Source organism: Acinetobacter sp. OYA S30 (genome assembly GCF_033599315.1).
In the GTDB taxonomy this organism is placed as follows: Bacteria; Pseudomonadota; Gammaproteobacteria; order Pseudomonadales; family Moraxellaceae; genus Acinetobacter; species Acinetobacter baumannii.
This window is the reverse complement of record NZ_JAWVAV010000015.1, coordinates 69,191-86,702: the sequence shown is the minus strand read 5'-3', so window position 1 is coordinate 86,702 and position 17,512 is coordinate 69,191. Positions and strand designations below refer to the sequence as shown.

Genomic DNA, 17,512 nt, shown 5'->3' with positions numbered 1-17,512 from the left:
AAACAAATACTGCTAAATAAAATTTTTAATAAAGAATTACTTTTTCTAATCAAGGGATTACTCCTCTATTATTTACATTACATCTATTTAAATAATTAATTTATAAAATATAAATTACCATAGAATTATCTATATTTATATTCAACTCAAAATAATTTACATTTATATAGTCACTTAAAATTTAATTAAAATATATTTTAAAGAAATGTATTATAAATATCGTTGCAAAAATTAATCCAATTTCAATGGTAAAAAATATATGCTGATATTTTCTTAATTACTATAGCGATTAAAATGTCAAAACAAAAATTTATACCCTACCTGATTTTTCTTATTCTCGGTTCTCTATCCATCCATAGCTTTGCAGACGTACAAGTATATGGTCCCGGTGGGCCAGCACCCGCTATGAAAGAAGCCGCCAAACAATTCACCAATAAGACAGGTATAGCAGTCCATGTGACTTCTGGTCCTACTGCTCAATGGTCTGAAAAGGCGAAACTAGATGCTGATGTTATATATAGCGGTTCAGAAGCCATGATGTCTGATTTCGAAAATACCTTTTCTGAGCAAATTATAAAAGACTCGGTAGAACCTTTATATTTACGTCCCGCAGCGATTTTAGTGAGAAAAGGAAACCCTAAAAATATTAAAGGATTTAAAGACCTCGCTAAATCTGGCGTTAAGGTTTTAGTTACACATGGGGCAGGTCAAGTCGGTATGTGGGAAGATATCGCTGGCAGAACCGGAAATATTCAATTAACAAAAGCTTTTCGAAAGAATATTGTCACCTATGCAGCCAACACAGGTATTGCCAAGAAAAACTGGGAAGAAAATAGCAGCTATGATGCTTGGTTAGTCTTTAATATTTGGGGAATCACTACCCCAGACGTTGGACAAATTATACCTATCGAACCAGAGCTAGTTGTCTATCGCGACACAGGCGTAGCTTTGACTAAACATAGTTTAAAAGACACTGAAGCAAAACGTTTTGTAGAGTTTTTATCGTCTCAGCAATGTAATGCTATTTTCAAAAAATATGGTTGGACTAAATAAAAAAGGGAGCTTGGCTCCCTTTCTTATTATTTACTCTCAAACTCTTTAAAATCAGCTTTTCTGATTTTTGCATGAATGCCTTTGGTTTTATCTACTACTTGTGAAACTTCAAAATCAGTTGCGGCACTTAAATAGGCATACGCTGTTGCTTCGTCAATACCGTATTCTTGGTTTAAGAAACGAATGGCTTCACGTGTAGATTTCTTCATCGCTTCATCTAGATCTTCATCAAGTCCTGGTGTAATCCAAAACTCAGCATTTTCAGCTAAAGGTTGTTTTAGCTCTTTGCCCGGTATTTTGTCCTTACCTGCTTTGAGTAAGGTAAATTTCAGTGTGGCGCGGGCTGAAGCTTCTAGTGCCGTTAATGCCACTTCCCCATCGCCTTGCGCGAAATGACTATCACCCGTATAGAATAATGCACCTTTAACCTGAACAGGATAATACACGGTTGAACCTGCACCTAGTTCATTAATATCAATATTTCCGCCATACATTGCAGGTGGTACAGAGTGAACAGGCTCAGACGTATTGGCTGCTACCCCCATAATTCCCATAAAAGGATAGAGCGGAAAACGTATTGATTTACCCGATTCTGTTTTTAATACGCCTTCGTATTCACCTTGTGCATTTTTTTCAATTGGAGTGAAAATCGATACATTTCCATAGCGTTCAGGATGCTCAGCCGATGCATTTTCTTGCTTTGCTTTTTTAGGAAACTCCCCTACTAAAGCACCTTTACCATGTCGATTTGAAATAACACCGTAAGGTACACGTGGCTCAACTTTAAGTACTTCAACTTTCAGAATATCACCGGGCTGTGCACCTTCAATTGCAACAGGGCCTGTCACAATATGCGGCCCATCTTTATGAAAATCATGCTTTAAATTTGACTGCGTAATTGTTTTTGCATCTTCCAATATTTGATTAGAATTTACACCCTTCGATTTAAAGAACTTTTCAGCATTACGTCCTTGGTCTTCAAGCAAACCTTCATGAGAAACCGTATCAAATGTTACGACACTACCCGACGGAACAGTAAGCACGGGTTTAGCATCTCGATTTGGTAAATAGCCCCATGTAATGGTATTTAAAGTAGATGGAACATAATAATTCCCTTTATATTCCCCAGTTTGAAGTTGAGTAGGCTGTTTTGAAATTTGATTTAAAACTTTAAAATCATTGGCATGAGTGAGTGAAATACAAAGTACAGATAAAGCTGAAGCTGTCAGACATTTAACTTTTAACATGATTTTAGAACCTAAAAAATATGAAAGTTACAGTAAAGTTCTGAACAAGTAGCAAGCATTGTGCCAAGGCTAAAGGCTGTGCAATATCTAAAAAGCGCCTCGTATTTATAAAACTAAATAAATTTTTTAGATTTAATAACTTATCTTCAAGTAAAATTAAAACCTCGACTTAAGTCTAACTTAAATATTTCATTCTATTTTTATTTATTAATTTTTAATCATATTAATATTTTGCTCTCTTCAGATACATATTTATAGACTAGCCTATATAACGTACTCATTTAGATCACTTAATAATAATTATATTTCTATATAATATAAATCCAAACATAATTATATATTTTAGGTTTATATAATTTAAATCAAAAAAACCCTGAATAATTAAAGTCAGGGTTTACTTGTTTTTAGGGAGCAATATAACGGACTAAATGGTATGACCCATACGTTCGCCCATAACAACAACGGACTCGGCTTTAAAACGTTTTTCCCACTCGATTTTATCTTTTTCAAATAAAATAATTGCGGTGGAACCTAAATAAAAACGGCCAAGCTCAGCACCTTTCTCTAACTTCAACTCATGATGCTGTAATTCGATACGACCCGATGGTTTTACTTTACCTGTTGCCACAGTTTCAATACCTGCCACAATCATAGCGCCGACCAAAACAACGGCCATACGACCAAGCTCAGTATCAAACAAACAAACCATACGCTCATTACGGGCAAATAATCCCGGTACATTTTCAGCAGTCACCTGATTTACTGAAAATAACTCACCCGGTACATATAACGTTTCAGTTAATGTGCCTGAAAATGGCATATGAACACGGTGATAATCACGTGGAGAAAGATAAACCGTTGCAAACTCACCTTCTTGGAAAGGCTGAGCAAGTTGTGGATCGCCAATTAACTTTTCTACAGAGAAACTTTGGCCTTTTGCTTGAAATACTTCGCCCGCAGTGATTTTACCAATTTGAGAAATCGCGCCATCCGCTGGTGAAACAATACTATCCGGATTTTCATCAACTAAACGTACGCCATCTTTCAATGCACGGGTAAAGAAATCATTAAAAGATTTATATTTCAGTGCATTGCCTTGTTCAGCAATCGATAAATCAATGCCATACTTGGTTTTAAATGCATGAATAACAGCAGCTTTTAAAATTGGATTTTCACTTGCAGCAACTTTACCCACTACACGACTTAACTGATGCTGAGGAACAAGATTTTGTGCCTTAATAAATAATTCTTTTTTTAAGCGAGATGTAAAACTCAAGACGGCGATTCTCCAGTAATGATAGGACTATCGAGGCGATTGCCCCATTCACTCCACGCACCATCATAGGCTTTTGCTTCCCAACCTAAAAGTCTAGCCAGAATATAAGCCAAACCAGAACGGTGATGTGACTGGCAGTATACGACTACAGGTTGCTTTAAATCGAACCCAAGTTGTTCAAGACGCTGCCGCGTGCGTTCAAGCGGATGCAATTTTAGATGATTTTGACGATTAAGTGCAGTACTCCATTCAAAATGGAGGGCATTTGGAATGTGACCACCGCGTCGCGCTGCTAAACGGACGCCACTATATTCATCACTAGTTCTACAATCCCACAATTGCACACTTTCTTGCTCAACTTGTTTGCGTAGTTCTTCATAGTTCACTCGGAACTGAGCAGCATGTGATAAATCGATCTGAATTAAGTTATCAACTCGAGGAAGTTCTTCAACCTCGGCTGTGGTGGGTAAACCTGCACCAAGCCATGCATGAATTCCGCCATTAATTAAACTTGTACGGGTAAAACCTAAGCAATGGAGATTCCAGATTAAACGCCCTGCCCATGCTCCACCTTCATCATCATAGACCACCACATGGTGATTTGGTGAAATATTCAATTTTTCAATAAGCGCTTGTAAACCTGCTTCATCCGGTAAAACACCTGTTGCTTCTTCGTGTTGAGCAACTAACCATTTAGGCTGTAAGTGAATAGCATGCGGAACATGGAGTTGCTCATAAACTGATGCACGGCTCAAATCAACAATACGGATATATTCATTGCCTAAATAAGGCACTAACTCTTCTGCTTCTATTAATAAATCGAGTTTAAAATCAGGGAGTGTCATCGTCATGGTTACTTTTTATACCAGCTTAATTTCATCTTAGCATAAGCTTATATCTATCAAACTCTGATTTTCTGCTAGTGTTTAGCAGAAAATCAGATATTAAAATTCTCAAGTCTTAAGTGGCTGCCAAGCGCTTAAGCACTATTGTAATTAAATTGCTTCATCCAGCTCTTCGATTTGGAAAACCTGACGTAAATAGGCCAAGAATGTATCGTTATCAGTCATGGTTTTGCCAGGGCTGTCCGAAATTTTAGCAACAGACTGACCATTACACTCAACCAGTTTCAATACAATATTGAGCGGTGTTTGGCCCATGTCATTGGTCAAATTAGTACCAATACCGAAACTCACCTGGAAACGGTCTTTGAAATATTGGTGTAGTTCCCAAGCCTTTGGCAAATTAAGGCCATCACTAAAGGTCAACATTTTGGTTTTGGTATCAATTTTTAATTTACGATAGTGTGCATATGCTTTATCACCCCACTCGTACGGATCACCACTGTCATGACGTAAGCCATCAAATAATTTGGCAAAATACAAATCAAAATCTCTGAGGAAAGCGTCCATACCAACTACGTCAGTTAAAGCAATTCCTAAATCTCCGCGATATTCTTGAACCCACGTTTCTAAAGCAGCTTTTTGAAAGTCACGTAAGCGAACATCAAGCGCCTGAAAAGCTTGTAGGAATTCGTGGGCCATGGTTCCAATTGGCGTAATATTTAACTCTTTGGCAAGCAAGACGTTACTTGTACCACGGAACACATTTGGCACAGTGTTATGAAATGCAGCAACTACATGTTTTTGCCATTCAAAACTATAACGGCGGCGGGTACCAAAATCAGAAACTAAAAATGGTGGATCATTCGGTTGTTGAGCTTTTTCGTATTGCTGAATTAATTCAAGTTTTGCTTGTAAACGACGCTCGCCTTCAGCCCAGACTTCATCTGTTTTAATCCGGCTAAAATATAATTCATTTACAATGGCTAAAACAAAAATCTCAAACATCATGGCCTGAACCATTGGCCCTTCAATACGGATGTCTAATCGACCTTCTTCATCTATACTCGCATGAATAAAACGGCGTTTGAGTTGAAATAATTCTAAATAATCGACAAAGTCGCTTTTAATAAATCGTAATTTTCTTAAATATTGTAGTTCGTCTTCTTTATATTTGAGATTACATAAATGGTCGAGCTGCTCGTTTAAGTCATCCAAAATATCCACTAATGGATAGACAGTATCTTCTAAATTTCTGCAACGAAAGTGATAGACGCTATGCGTTTGCGGGAATTTATGCAGAACCACTTGTAGCATCGTAAATTTATACAAGTCTGTATCAAGTAAAGAATGGATAATTGGAGACATAGTCAATGATTATTCGCTTGCTTCTTAGCATTAAAGCATATTTTTCTAGATGAATTGCGAGCTTTTATACCATTGTTGCAGTTCCATGAAATTTCCTTTTAAAAATCATTTAATTTAATTTCTGCTAAACTGCATCCATTCAATTAATTGCAGAAACTTTCTCTAACAATGCGCGCTTTAATACAACGAGTTCTTGAAGCTAAAGTAGTAGTAGACGGTGAAACGACCGGTGAAATCCAGCATGGCTTATTGGTTTTTTTAGGGATCGGTCGAGACGACACGCTCGCCACCGGACAAAAGCTCATCGACAAGATTTTGAAATATCGTATTTTTGATGATGAGCAAGGCAAAATGGGCTGGAATGTATCTCAGGCAAATGGCGGAGTCCTGCTTGTTTCACAGTTCACTTTAATGGCTCAAACGCAAAAAGGACTACGTCCAGACTTTGGTCCGGCCATGCCACCTAGCGACGCAAAAGCACTATATGAACAGTTGGTAGAATATACTCGTTCACAGTTTGAAAATGTTCAAACAGGTATTTTTGCTGCGGATATGAAAGTTCATTTGATTAATGATGGACCAGTCACTTTCAATTTAGAAGTTGAAGCATAGATATAAAAAAACTCCCAATCGGGAGTTTTTTGTTAGATCTTAACGACCAGTTTTTTCTTTAATAAAAGCACGTGCTTGACGTACTTTATCTTTTACTGGTTTTGGTAATTTTGGTGGAATCAATTTAGCTGCTTGGTTAAACCAAACGAGCAAGCTGAAATCACCTTCCATTTTAATGCTGCCGTCTTGCATACCCGTCATAAATGCTGTTGGGTCACCTTTGAGTAAAGTTTTTACGCCTTGTTCGCTATCTGCAAACTGCAAAATAAAGTCAGCTTTTTCAGGTGATCCAGCAACTGTATCGATGTGACCATGATTAATAATAATTTGGCGAGCCACACCTAAATCAGTACCAATTTGAATACGGAATGCGCGGTCATGCACTAGCTCAATAAACTTAGGACTTGTACGTGCCAACTGTTTCATACGCAGCGCCAAACCTGCTACCAATAAATCTAACGGGTCTGTACTGACATCAACAAGTGGTAACTTGACTACAGGTATAGAAGAAAGTTTCATGAACATTCACGCCTATTGTATTTTTATGAAAACCTTGGGGCAAAACTCAGCAAGGACTCACCATTGCCTGTTTCGTGCATCGACTGATGATATTCTAATTGGCAACGCAATCTATATATGAAACGTCAACAGACCAGTCTATCGTAGCATAACTGGCTATTTTTTAATAAATGCTTTGTATAATAAAAATCATGTTTTCGTAAATAAAAAAGGCATGCTGTGCATACCTTTTTACCGTTAGATAACAATTGAATTATCGGCTAGAACATTGCTGCTGATCATCTTCATATACTGGCGTGTGTTCTATATATTGGCGATTTGCCAAAGCCTTCTGTGCCTGTTTATCCTCACGTAATAAAACAAATGTAACCATTACCATCGCTAGACTTAGTGCAGTTAAATAACTATATGTGACTGGCATTTCAAAAGTGACTTGAACTCCAAAACGGACCACTTCCAATAGCCCCCAAAAAAACATCCCTGCAAGCATAAAACCAAGCCAACGACGGTAAGGAGAAAAGAACACAGCAACAAGCGCGACAGCAATTAAGCTGAGTCCGGCGATAGCGGCAAAATTCGCTGTTACCATAGAAACCTCCGTCTTAATGAAAACGTCTAAAAACATTCGGTCTGAACACCAGACCTCATTCCAAAAACAACTTTAATTCATGATTTGTGTTGAAGCTTAGAAAGCATTATGGATGTTTTTTTTTAGAAAAAAAGACCTGTTATTTGTCGATGCGACATACTTTGTCGCAACATTCTTTTGTCATTACATTTTTGTAAATTTAAAAAAGTTCTACTTCCTATATGGCATCAATTCTGGCGTGTCATTACAAAAAACTATGCTGTTTTTTTGCCTCAAAATAAGTTTTTTTCAGTTTTTTTTATTGCCTTTTTTCTGTGCATAATTTTGTCATAACTTGCTTGTTTTTATGACTATTCTGCATAAAAAAAGCGCTACTCTTGAGCAGCGCTTAATGATTGTTCACTATTATTTAAGCACGGCTTAAATCTTTGTCATGCATACCGAGTAAATACAGTACTCCATCCAGACCAACGCTTGAAATCGCCTGATTTGCATTTTGACGCACCAGTGGTTTAGCACGATATGCTACGCCAAGTCCTGCAATCGCAAGCATCGGTAAATCATTTGCGCCATCGCCAACAGCCATCGCTTGCTCTAGTGAAATACCGAGTTTGTTCGCCAGCTCACGCAGCAACTCTGCTTTACGGGCACCATCAACAATTACACCTTTTACTTCACCAGTCACAACGCCATCTTGTACATCTAAAACGTTAGCGTGAACTTCATCAATGCCTAATTTAGCTTGTAAATATTCAGCAAAATATTGGAAGCCACCAGATAAAATTGCCGTTTTATATCCAAGGGCTTTTAAAGTCGAAATGAGGCGCTCGGCACCTTCAGTGATCGTCAATCGCTCTGCAATTTTAGGTAAAACTGATGCATCAAGACCTTTGAGTAAAGCAACCCGCGCACGGAAACTTTGCTGGAAGTCCAACTCACCTTGCATCGCTCTTTCAGTAATTTCAGCAACTTGCTCGCCCACCCCTGCTTCAAGCGCCAATTCATCAATTACTTCTTGTTCAATTAAAGTTGAATCCATATCGAAGCAGACTAAACGGCGGTTACGTCGATAAGCGTTATCTTCCTGAACAGCCACATCAATATTTAATTCGCTTGAAAGAAGCAAACAAGCTGCACGCATAGCTTGAGCATCTAAAGTCGGACCACTGCTTAAACCAAACTGTACACAAGCACGGCGAGGCAATGTGCTATCTTTTTCAAGATCTACACGACCTGATAAACGAGTTACAGTTTCGATGTTAAAGCCTTGGCTAGACACAATTTGTGTAACGGCTTGTAAATGTGCAGCAGTGAGTTCCGGTGCTAAAGCCGTGACGATATAACGAGTTCGTCCACCTTCGCTGACCCATTGATCGTATTCTGCGCCCGAGATAGGTTTAAAGCGCACTGTTAAGCCAATATCATGTGCTAAAATCAAAATCTCTTTCATTGCCAACGCGGTCGCGGTTTCATTTTCAGAGGCGACCACAATGCCCAATGTCAGTTGATTATGAATAACAGCCTGACCTACATCCAGTATTTGCAATGAATGTACGGATAGTACTTGCATTAATCGGGTAAACTGGTTTGGTTGGTCCGGTCCTAAAAAGGATATAAGAATGATTTCTCGCATGAATTGACTCTAGTCTGAGTGACAACTATTGTAAGAATCATAATCGAATTTCAATATAATTGCCTTGGAAGTTTAACTTGATTGCGCCTAGACAAGGGCTATTTGCTAGCCTACTGATCATTAGTTTTGCATTGCATACCTTTTTATTGGTGATTGCAACGACACACCAGCTCAATGAAAACCGTGCGAGCCAAGGTCAGCTCATGACCAGTCAACTCGTTGCAGACAGCTTATCTGAGCTTGAACCTGCCAATACGGTCTCTTTAGCTCTGATTGCCAATCGCTATGCGACCAATCCAAGTGTGGCATCTATCCGTATTCTTGACGCCAATAAACAAGTTTTGGCAACAAGCGGCATGTCAAAAACTCGCCAAGGTGAAATTTTTGTTCGTGATGCGCTTCAAAACGAGAAAAAAGTCGGTTCTATTGAAATCACACTAATTCAACCAAGTATTGGGGAAATTCTTCGTACCCAATGGCTTGCGATTTTAGCCTCACTGTTCTTACATGTTTTATTATGGCTGGCTTACCGTGCCATTGCTCGCCCAACACGTAGCGAATACTTAGCCCGTATTAACGAAGAAAATCGTTTAAAACATGAAATTCAAGAGTTAACTCAAGCTCTCGCGCTTGAAAAACAAAATACAGTGACCTTGATTGCTCAAGCTCAGCAGCAAGCTAAAGCTAAACCAATTGTTCGCTCGCAACCAGAAAAAAGCTTAGAGTCTACAGACCAAAATACCTTGGCACTTAATATTCAATTTTATGACCCTAAACAGTTATTAAGTAGTGTTAACCAGTCTGTTTCTGTACCGTACTTCAAACTTTGTCAGCTCTTTTTAAACAAGAGTGTTGAGCTATGTACGAAGCATTATCATTTGAAAGCGACTGATATTGATGTCGTAGACGAGTTTCATGCAGAGGGCGCAACACTTGCCATTTCGACTTCACATCCACACGCTGTAGAGTGTCTACTTATGGTAGGTACGGTTTTCCAATTGCTTTCAGACGTTTTATATAAGCGTTACCGTGAAGATAAACGCTTTGCACTACAAACTCGCAGTGCCGTGTGTAATGCCGTAGAAGCAATGCAAATTGATGCCAAAGAAGCTGCTCAACGTTTAGCGCAACATCTTCATGCGAAAGAATCTGCACTCTACCTTGATAATGAACAGCTTAAAGCAATTCAAGACAGCTATCAGCTTGTTGCAATGCCTAACCCAAGTAATGTCATGACTCGTCATGCATTTATGATCAATGGTATGAATGCTGAATGTGCAGAGCTTGCACAAAATATTCGAACTGAAATTTTGATGGGTAAAAAATCAATTCCTCAAAATGACAGCCCGAGTAGTGCAGCATCTTAAAAATTTATTGTGCGCATTTAAACCTAGCCATTCGGCTAGGTTTTTTTATCTAAATTTATGGTATTTATTTTAAATAATTTTATTTCTTTATGATTTATTTATCTAAATAAATCCGGTTCTATGATGTTGAGTCGTAAATTTGGATAAATCAGAATCATAGGCAAAATTCTATAAACAGCGTAAACTATGCGAAATTTATTCAATAGAAATTGTCTTACGACAAAAAAAGGTGAAAGCGAATGCCGCTGAGTCGTGTTGAAGAACTTGTCGCCGATATTCGTGCAGGCAAAATGGTCATCTTAATGGATGACGAAGACCGTGAAAATGAAGGTGACCTTGTCATCGCAGCAACGCATGTACGCCCTGAAGATATTAACTTCATGATTACACATGCACGCGGTTTAGTTTGCTTAACTTTAAGCCGTGAACGTTGTAAACAATTAAACCTCCCGCTGATGGTTGACCAGAACGGTGCCCAGCATGGTACTAACTTTACGTTATCTATCGAAGCAGCTGAAGGTATTACCACAGGTATTTCGGCAGCAGAACGTGCTCACACGATTCAAGCTGCTGTGGCAGCACATGCCAAACCAACCGATATTGTACAACCGGGCCATATTTTCCCACTCATGGCACAGCCAGGTGGTGTATTACACCGTGCAGGTCATACCGAGGCAGGTTGTGATTTAGCACGACTGGCAGGTCTTGAGCCTGCATCTGTCATTTGTGAAATCATCAAAGAAGATGGCACAATGGCACGCCGCGCAGATTTAGAAATTTTTGCTGAGAAGCATGGCCTAAAAATTGGTACAATTGCCGACCTAATCCACTACCGTATGACCAATGAGCAAACTGTAGAACGTTTGGATCAAAGAACGATTCAAACAGAATATGGTTCATTTGAGCTCTATCGCTATCGTGAGATAGGTAACCCTGACATTCATTTGGCTTTAGTCAAAGGTGAGCCAAAAGAAGGCGTTACAACGGTACGTGTACATGGTTTTAGTCCTGTTCGCGATTTGCTTAAGCTAAATAAAGCTGACGGTGAACCGGCTTGGAATCTAGACCGTGCGCTACAAACGATTGCAGCAAGTGACCGCGGCGTTTTAGTCTGGATCGGACAAGATCATTTGCAAGACTTGGGACCAGCGTTGGATGATTTAACTAAGCCAAAACCGGTGAAATCCAATGCAGCACTTTCACATCAATATCAAACCATTGGTGTTGGTGCTCAAATTTTGCGTGATTTAGGTGTTGAAAAAATGAAGCTTCTGAGCTCACCATTGCGTTTCAATGCCTTATCTGGCTTTAATTTAGAAGTAGTGGAATATGTCACTGCTGATCAAATCACAACGAAATAATCGAGGTTGCTATGGCAATTCGCCGTATTGAAGGTTTATTACATCTCGCAAGCGAAGGTCGTTATGCGATTTTAGTGGGTCGTTTCAACAGTTTTGTTGTTGAACACTTATTAGAAGGCGCGATCGACACGTTAAAACGTCATGGCGTAAATGAAGATAACATTACTGTTATTCACGCTCCAGGCGCATGGGAACTACCGATCGTTGCTAAAAAATTAGCTACATCAAACCAGTTTGATGCCATCATTGCACTCGGTGCAGTCATTCGTGGTAGCACACCTCACTTTGACTTTGTTGCTGGTGAATGTGCGAAAGGTTTAGGTGTAGTTGCGTTAGAAAGCAGCTTGCCTGTTATCAATGGTGTATTAACTACTGACAGCATCGAGCAAGCAATCGAACGCTCAGGTACAAAAGCAGGAAACAAAGGTAGCGAAGCTGCTTTAACTGCAATTGAAATGGTTAATTTATTAAAGGCAATTTAAAGCATGTCTCAAACACTGCAAGCCGCTTATGCAGCAAAACGTAAAGCACGTCGTTTTGCTGTACAAGGTATTTATGAGTGGCAAATGAGTCACAACCCTGTACATGAAATTGAAGCGCGTACACGTGCTGAAAATGCAATGCACAAGGTAGACTTGAACTATTATCACGAACTACTTACTCAAGTTATCGCTCAGCACGAAGACCTTGATGCGTTACTTATTCCGGTACTTGACCGTGAAATTGACGCGCTAGATGGTGTAGAGCTCGCAACTTTGCGTTTAGGTGCTTACGAGTTACGTGATCATCTAGAAATTCCATATCGTGTGGTACTTGATGAAGCAATCGAACTTGCGAAGCATTTTGGCGGAGCAGACAGTCATAAATACATCAATGGTGTATTAGACCGTTTAAGTTCGACACTGCGTAGCGCAGAAAAACAACAAGCAAAATAATAGGCTTGATGTTCTATGGCTGAGTTCTCAATTATTGATCAATACTTTAATCGTCAGTCACATCCTGACGTTGCGCTTGGTATTGGTGATGACTCAGCCTTAATTACTCCCCCTCCAAATCAACAACTGGTGATCTGTGCAGATACACTTGTTGCTGGACGTCACTTCCCTCTTGAAACCTCGCCCCATGCGATTGGCTGGAAAAGTGTTGCCGTAAATCTGTCTGATATTGCTGCAATGGGTGCCAAACCACATAGTATTTTACTTGCGATCAGCTTGCCTCAAGTTGACCATGAGTGGCTTGAAGGATTTAGTCAGGGAATCTATGACTGTTGTAATCAATTTGGAGTTGCCTTAATTGGCGGAGATACCACTCAAGGTCCGCACCTTACCATTACCGTCACAGCCATGGGCTGGATTGAAACAGGAAAAGCTGTATTACGTTCAGGTGCTAAGGTCGGTGATTATGTTTGTGTAAGTGGGCAGATTGGTGATGCTGCTTATGGGCTTCAGCATTTAGGACATTCCCTACAACAAAGACTGGACTATCCGACGCCACGTTGTAAGCTTGGAGAAGAGCTAAAAGGGCTCGCCTCTAGCATGATCGATGTATCAGATGGTTTAGCTCAAGATTTAGGACATATTTTAAAAGCATCCAAGGTTGGAGCACGACTCATCCTGGAAAAATTACCTGTCGATCCTGTACTGCAACAACTAGAAGAACGACAACGTTGGCAATATGCCTTGGCAGGTGGTGATGACTACGAATTATGTTTTACAATAACACCGCAAAATTATGAAAAACTTTTGCAAAAACAACTAGACGTTAAGATTACAATGATCGGACAGATCGTTGAGCAAACAAAACTAACTTTTGAGCATTTGGGTTCAGATTACCCATTGCAAATTCATGGATACCAACACTTTGCATAAACCGCCGATTCATTTTAAAGACATGTCTTGGTTCAACCGCTGCATCGTTTTCTGTGGGGTTGGTTTTGGATCTGGTCTTGCTCCTAAAGCACCTGGTACTTTTGGCTCTGCTTTCGCCTTACTTTTTGTTCCCATCTGGTTATCTCTCGGGTTTACTTTAAGTTTAATCGCTATTCTCATCATGTCAGTGGTGGGTATTTATATTTGCGGTCAAACTGCAAAAATCCTTGATGTTCATGATGATGGTCGAATTGTGTGGGATGAATTTGCAGGTCAATCTATTACCTTTCTTCCTCTGCTCTATTTACAACAAATAAATTGGATTTGGGTAATTACAGGATTTATATTATTTCGAATTTTCGATGTTTGGAAACCTTGGCCTATACGCGTCATTGATCGCCAAGTACACGGTGGTTTTGGTATTATGCTTGACGATATTATTGCCGGTGTATGGGCTGCTCTTTGTACACTAATTATTATCCATTTGAGTTAAATCATTCGAGTTATTCATGTCAACTACTGTCATTATTCTTGCTGCAGGCAAAGGAACGCGAATGCGTTCTCAGCTCCCTAAAGTACTACAACCTTTAGCTGGTCGCCCGCTACTAGGACATGTTATTAAAACAGCAAAACAACTATTAGCAGAAAACATCATTACCATTTATGGACATGGTGGCGATCACGTAAAAAAGACATTCGCACAAGAAAATATTCAGTGGGTTGAACAAGCAGAACAGTTAGGGACCGGTCATGCTGTACAGATGACTTTACCTGTACTTCCTAAAGACGGCATTTCATTAATTTTATACGGTGATGTTCCTTTAGTCCGTCAAACAACACTTGAACAACTGATTGAAGTATCAAATAAAACCGGTATTGGCATGATTACTTTACATGTCGATAACCCAACAGGTTATGGCCGTATTGTCCGCCAAGACGGTAAAATCCAAGCAATTGTTGAACATAAAGACGCAACCGAAGCTCAGCGTCAAATTCAAGAAATCAACACAGGTATTTACTGTGTCAACAATGCAAAACTGCATGAGTGGTTGCCTAAGCTTTCAAATGAAAATGCACAAGGCGAATACTATTTAACTGATATCGTTGCGATGGCTGTTGCTGATGGTTTAGAAATCGCCTCAATTCAACCAGAGCTCGCATTTGAAGTTGAAGGTGTAAATGACCGCCTGCAACTTGCAGCACTTGAGCGTGAATTTCAGAAGCAACAAGCAAAAGAACTTATGCAGCAAGGCGTAACTTTTGCTGATCCTGCACGTTTTGATTTACGTGGTACAGTAAAAGTTGGTCATGATGTCCGTATTGATGTGAATGTCATTATTGAAGGCGACTGTGAACTCGGTGACTTTGTAGAAATCGGTGCGGGCTGTATTTTAAAAAATACAACCATTGCAGCGGGCACTAAAGTCCAAGCGTACAGCGTTTTTGATGGAGCAGTTGTTGGGGAAAATACCCAAATTGGTCCATTCGCACGCTTACGTCCAGGTGCTAAATTGGCAAATGAAGTACATATCGGCAACTTTGTTGAAGTCAAAAATACAACGATCGGTCTAGGCAGTAAAGCTAACCATTTCAGCTATTTAGGTGATGCCGAGATCGGTGCTGAATCAAATATTGGGGCAGGTACAATCACCTGCAATTATGATGGTGCAAATAAACACAAAACCACTATTGGCGATGCAGTTTTTATCGGTTCTAATAGCTCGCTGGTTGCGCCTGTGACTATTGGTAATGGAGCAACAGTCGGTGCGGGTTCTGTGATTACGAAAGATGTGGCTGAACAAAGTCTCTCCTTTGAGCGTGCTCAACAAATTTCTAAAGCAAATTATCAACGTCCCCAAAAGCTTAAAAAATAAGAGGATTGAAATATGTGTGGTATCGTCGGAGGCGTTGCAGAACGTTGTGTAACCGAGATTTTAATTGAAGGTTTAAAACGTCTTGAATATCGTGGTTATGATTCGGCAGGCGTTGCTTTACTCAATAACCAGCAAATTTTACGTGAACGCCGTGTTGGTAAAGTTGCCAATCTTGCAGACGCTGTTTCAGAACACCAGCTTACTGGAGCAATTGGTATTGCGCATACCCGTTGGGCAACACACGGTAAACCGACCGAAAATAATGCTCACCCGCACATGTCAGGCAAGGTAGCAGTCGTTCACAACGGTATTATCGAGAACTATCAAGAGCTTAAAGATGACCTTCAAGCTTTAGGATATGTATTTACTTCTCAAACAGATACTGAAGTGGTAGCCCATTTAGTTGCAGAAGCTCTAAAAAATACTGATAGTTTACTTGAAGCAGTAGAATCTGTAGTTCCTCAGCTTAAAGGTGCCTATGCGTTAGGTATTATTCACAGCGATTACCCAGATGAACTCATTACTGTACGTGAAGGTTCACCACTTGTAATTGGTGTGGGTATTGGCGAGAACTTTATCAGTTCAGACCAATTGGCCCTTTTACCAGTAACAAACCGTTTTATTTACTTAGAGGAAGGCGATATTGCCCGTCTTACTCGTACTTCAATTGAAGTATTTGTAAAAGGTGAACGTGTTGAACGTCCAGTTAAAGAACTTGATGCAACTGTAAGCAGTGCTTCAAAAGGTGAATATAAACACTACATGCTCAAAGAAATTTATGAGCAGCCTGAAGCAATCAAACAAACAATTTCTCAAGCGCTTGATGGCAACAATTTACGTGATGATTTCTTGAAAGATGCTGATGCAGATTTCAGTAAACTTCAAAGTGTTCAAATTATTGCGTGTGGTACAAGTTATCACTCAGGAATGATCGCTAAATATTGGTTTGAGCAATTGATTGGTGTGCCTTGCCAAGTTGAGATTGCGAGTGAATTCCGTTATCGCTCACCAGTGATTGTGGAAAATACACTTTACATCTGTATTTCACAATCAGGTGAAACAGCGGATACCTTAGCTGCACTACGTGAAACTCAAAAACGTGCTAAAGCAAATAATATCGACATTCAGACTTTAACGATCTGTAACGTCGCAACTTCTTCAATGGTGCGTGAAACTGATCACCACTTATTGACGCTTGCAGGCCCAGAGATTGGTGTTGCATCAACAAAAGCGTTCACGACTCAGCTTGCTGCATTAATGTTGTTAATCTTGAAAATTGGTCAAGTGAAACAGCGTATTAGCAATGTGATGATTGAAGAGCTTGCTCGTGAATTGTGGCACAGCCCGAAAGTCATTCTTGATACGCTTAAGCAAGATGCTGAAATTTTACGTTTATCAGAATTGTTCGTTGAAAAACAACACTGTTTATTCTTAGGCCGAGGCACACACTATCCAATCGCTTTGGAAGGTGCATTAAAGCTTAAAGAAATTTCATATATTCACGCAGAAGGTTATGCGGCTGGTGAGTTAAAACATGGCCCATTGGCACTTGTTGATACTGAAATGCCAATCGTGATTCTTGCGCCAAATGACGAAATGCTTGATAAGCTTAAGTCGAATATGGAAGAAGTTCAGGCGCGTGGCGGTGAGTTATTCGTTTTTGCTGATGAAAATAGCGGTGTAGTCGAAAAAGATCGTCAACACGTTGTACAAATTCCAGCAGTAAACGAATGGCTTGCACCAATCATTTATAGCGTACCAGTTCAGTTGTTGTCTTATCACGTTGCTGTATTACGTGGTACAGACGTTGACCAGCCACGTAACTTGGCGAAGTCAGTAACTGTAGAGTAATTCAAAAAAGATCATTATTAAGGCATCACCTGCTTTAATAACTGATTTATTA

At 39.6% G+C, this 17,512-nt stretch carries 17 protein-coding genes; 10 read left to right on the top strand and 7 right to left on the bottom strand.

Translation table 11 applies throughout. From position 1 onward, the window contains the following. The first annotated feature begins 294 nt into the window (after positions 1-294). Positions 295-1,053: an AcfC family putative adhesin gene (locus tag R5R67_RS09775; RefSeq protein WP_000043214.1), complete on the top strand. Its 759-nt coding sequence runs from the start codon at positions 295-297 to the stop codon at positions 1,051-1,053. Positions 1,054-1,079: 26 nt separating this feature from the next. On the opposite strand, the gene R5R67_RS09770 is transcribed toward R5R67_RS09775, so the two are convergent. The 4 genes from R5R67_RS09770 to pncB all read right to left on the bottom strand — a co-directional run bounded on the left by R5R67_RS09770 (position 1,080) and on the right by pncB (position 5,786). Further along, positions 1,080-2,300: an acetamidase/formamidase family protein gene (locus R5R67_RS09770; RefSeq protein WP_000921704.1), complete on the bottom strand. Its 1,221-nt coding sequence runs from the start codon at positions 2,298-2,300 to the stop codon at positions 1,080-1,082. Between the two features lie 424 nt (positions 2,301-2,724). Continuing rightward, positions 2,725-3,576: an archaetidylserine decarboxylase gene (asd, locus tag R5R67_RS09765; RefSeq protein ID WP_000011218.1), complete on the bottom strand. Its 852-nt coding sequence runs from the start codon at positions 3,574-3,576 to the stop codon at positions 2,725-2,727. Further along, entirely contained in the window at positions 3,573-4,421 is an 849-nt protein-coding gene (locus R5R67_RS09760; protein ID WP_000174475.1) for a sulfurtransferase, read from the bottom strand. The genes asd and R5R67_RS09760 overlap by 4 nt, the downstream gene beginning before the upstream one ends. 150 nt (positions 4,422-4,571) lie before the next feature. Beyond that, entirely contained in the window at positions 4,572-5,786 is a 1,215-nt protein-coding gene (pncB, locus tag R5R67_RS09755) for a nicotinate phosphoribosyltransferase (protein WP_000074557.1), read from the bottom strand. Between the two features lie 168 nt (positions 5,787-5,954). On the opposite strand from pncB, the gene dtd reads away from it, so the two are divergent. After that, positions 5,955-6,398, top strand: coding sequence for a D-aminoacyl-tRNA deacylase (dtd, locus tag R5R67_RS09750; protein WP_001202026.1), 444 nt, complete (start codon positions 5,955-5,957; stop codon positions 6,396-6,398). 39 nt (positions 6,399-6,437) lie between these two features. Here dtd and R5R67_RS09745 read toward each other — a convergent pair whose 3' ends face one another. The 3 genes from R5R67_RS09745 to serB all read right to left on the bottom strand — a co-directional run bounded on the left by R5R67_RS09745 (position 6,438) and on the right by serB (position 9,139). After that, complete coding sequence (locus tag R5R67_RS09745) at positions 6,438-6,917, bottom strand: hypothetical protein (protein WP_000778126.1); 480 nt, start codon at positions 6,915-6,917, stop codon at positions 6,438-6,440. 253 nt (positions 6,918-7,170) lie between these two features. Continuing rightward, positions 7,171-7,506, bottom strand: a complete 336-nt coding sequence (aciT, locus tag R5R67_RS09740; protein ID WP_000255593.1) for a ciprofloxacin tolerance protein AciT — start codon at positions 7,504-7,506, stop codon at positions 7,171-7,173. A gap of 409 nt (positions 7,507-7,915) precedes the next feature. Further along, a complete protein-coding gene (gene serB / locus R5R67_RS09735) occupies positions 7,916-9,139 on the bottom strand; it encodes a phosphoserine phosphatase SerB (protein ID WP_001206799.1) in 1,224 nt (407 codons plus the stop codon). Between the two features lie 59 nt (positions 9,140-9,198). Between serB and R5R67_RS09730 the strand changes: the two genes are divergently transcribed. The 8 genes from R5R67_RS09730 to glmS all read left to right on the top strand — a co-directional run bounded on the left by R5R67_RS09730 (position 9,199) and on the right by glmS (position 17,460). Further along, entirely contained in the window at positions 9,199-10,506 is a 1,308-nt protein-coding gene (locus tag R5R67_RS09730) for a hypothetical protein (RefSeq protein ID WP_086247733.1), read from the top strand. A 239-nt stretch (positions 10,507-10,745) separates the two neighbouring features. Then, positions 10,746-11,867: a bifunctional 3,4-dihydroxy-2-butanone-4-phosphate synthase/GTP cyclohydrolase II gene (ribBA, locus tag R5R67_RS09725; protein ID WP_001131392.1), complete on the top strand. Its 1,122-nt coding sequence runs from the start codon at positions 10,746-10,748 to the stop codon at positions 11,865-11,867. A gap of 11 nt (positions 11,868-11,878) precedes the next feature. Beyond that, positions 11,879-12,349: a 6,7-dimethyl-8-ribityllumazine synthase gene (ribE, locus tag R5R67_RS09720; protein ID WP_001007829.1), complete on the top strand. Its 471-nt coding sequence runs from the start codon at positions 11,879-11,881 to the stop codon at positions 12,347-12,349. 3 nt (positions 12,350-12,352) lie between these two features. Continuing rightward, positions 12,353-12,802 (top strand): transcription antitermination factor NusB, encoded by a 450-nt coding sequence (gene nusB, locus R5R67_RS09715; protein WP_000084188.1) that lies wholly within the window; start codon positions 12,353-12,355, stop codon positions 12,800-12,802. Positions 12,803-12,817: 15 nt separating this feature from the next. After that, positions 12,818-13,735, top strand: coding sequence for a thiamine-phosphate kinase (gene thiL / locus R5R67_RS09710; protein ID WP_000807406.1), 918 nt, complete (start codon positions 12,818-12,820; stop codon positions 13,733-13,735). Next, a complete protein-coding gene (locus R5R67_RS09705; protein ID WP_000380673.1) occupies positions 13,713-14,228 on the top strand; it encodes a phosphatidylglycerophosphatase A in 516 nt (171 codons plus the stop codon). Before thiL ends, R5R67_RS09705 begins: the two co-directional genes overlap by 23 nt. A gap of 16 nt (positions 14,229-14,244) precedes the next feature. Beyond that, on the top strand, positions 14,245-15,609 hold the full coding sequence (gene glmU / locus R5R67_RS09700; protein ID WP_000108582.1) for a bifunctional UDP-N-acetylglucosamine diphosphorylase/glucosamine-1-phosphate N-acetyltransferase GlmU: 1,365 nt from the start codon (positions 14,245-14,247) through the stop codon (positions 15,607-15,609). Positions 15,610-15,621: 12 nt separating this feature from the next. Further along, complete coding sequence (gene glmS / locus R5R67_RS09695; RefSeq protein ID WP_000334189.1) at positions 15,622-17,460, top strand: glutamine--fructose-6-phosphate transaminase (isomerizing); 1,839 nt, start codon at positions 15,622-15,624, stop codon at positions 17,458-17,460. The last annotated feature ends 52 nt before the right edge of the window (positions 17,461-17,512 follow it).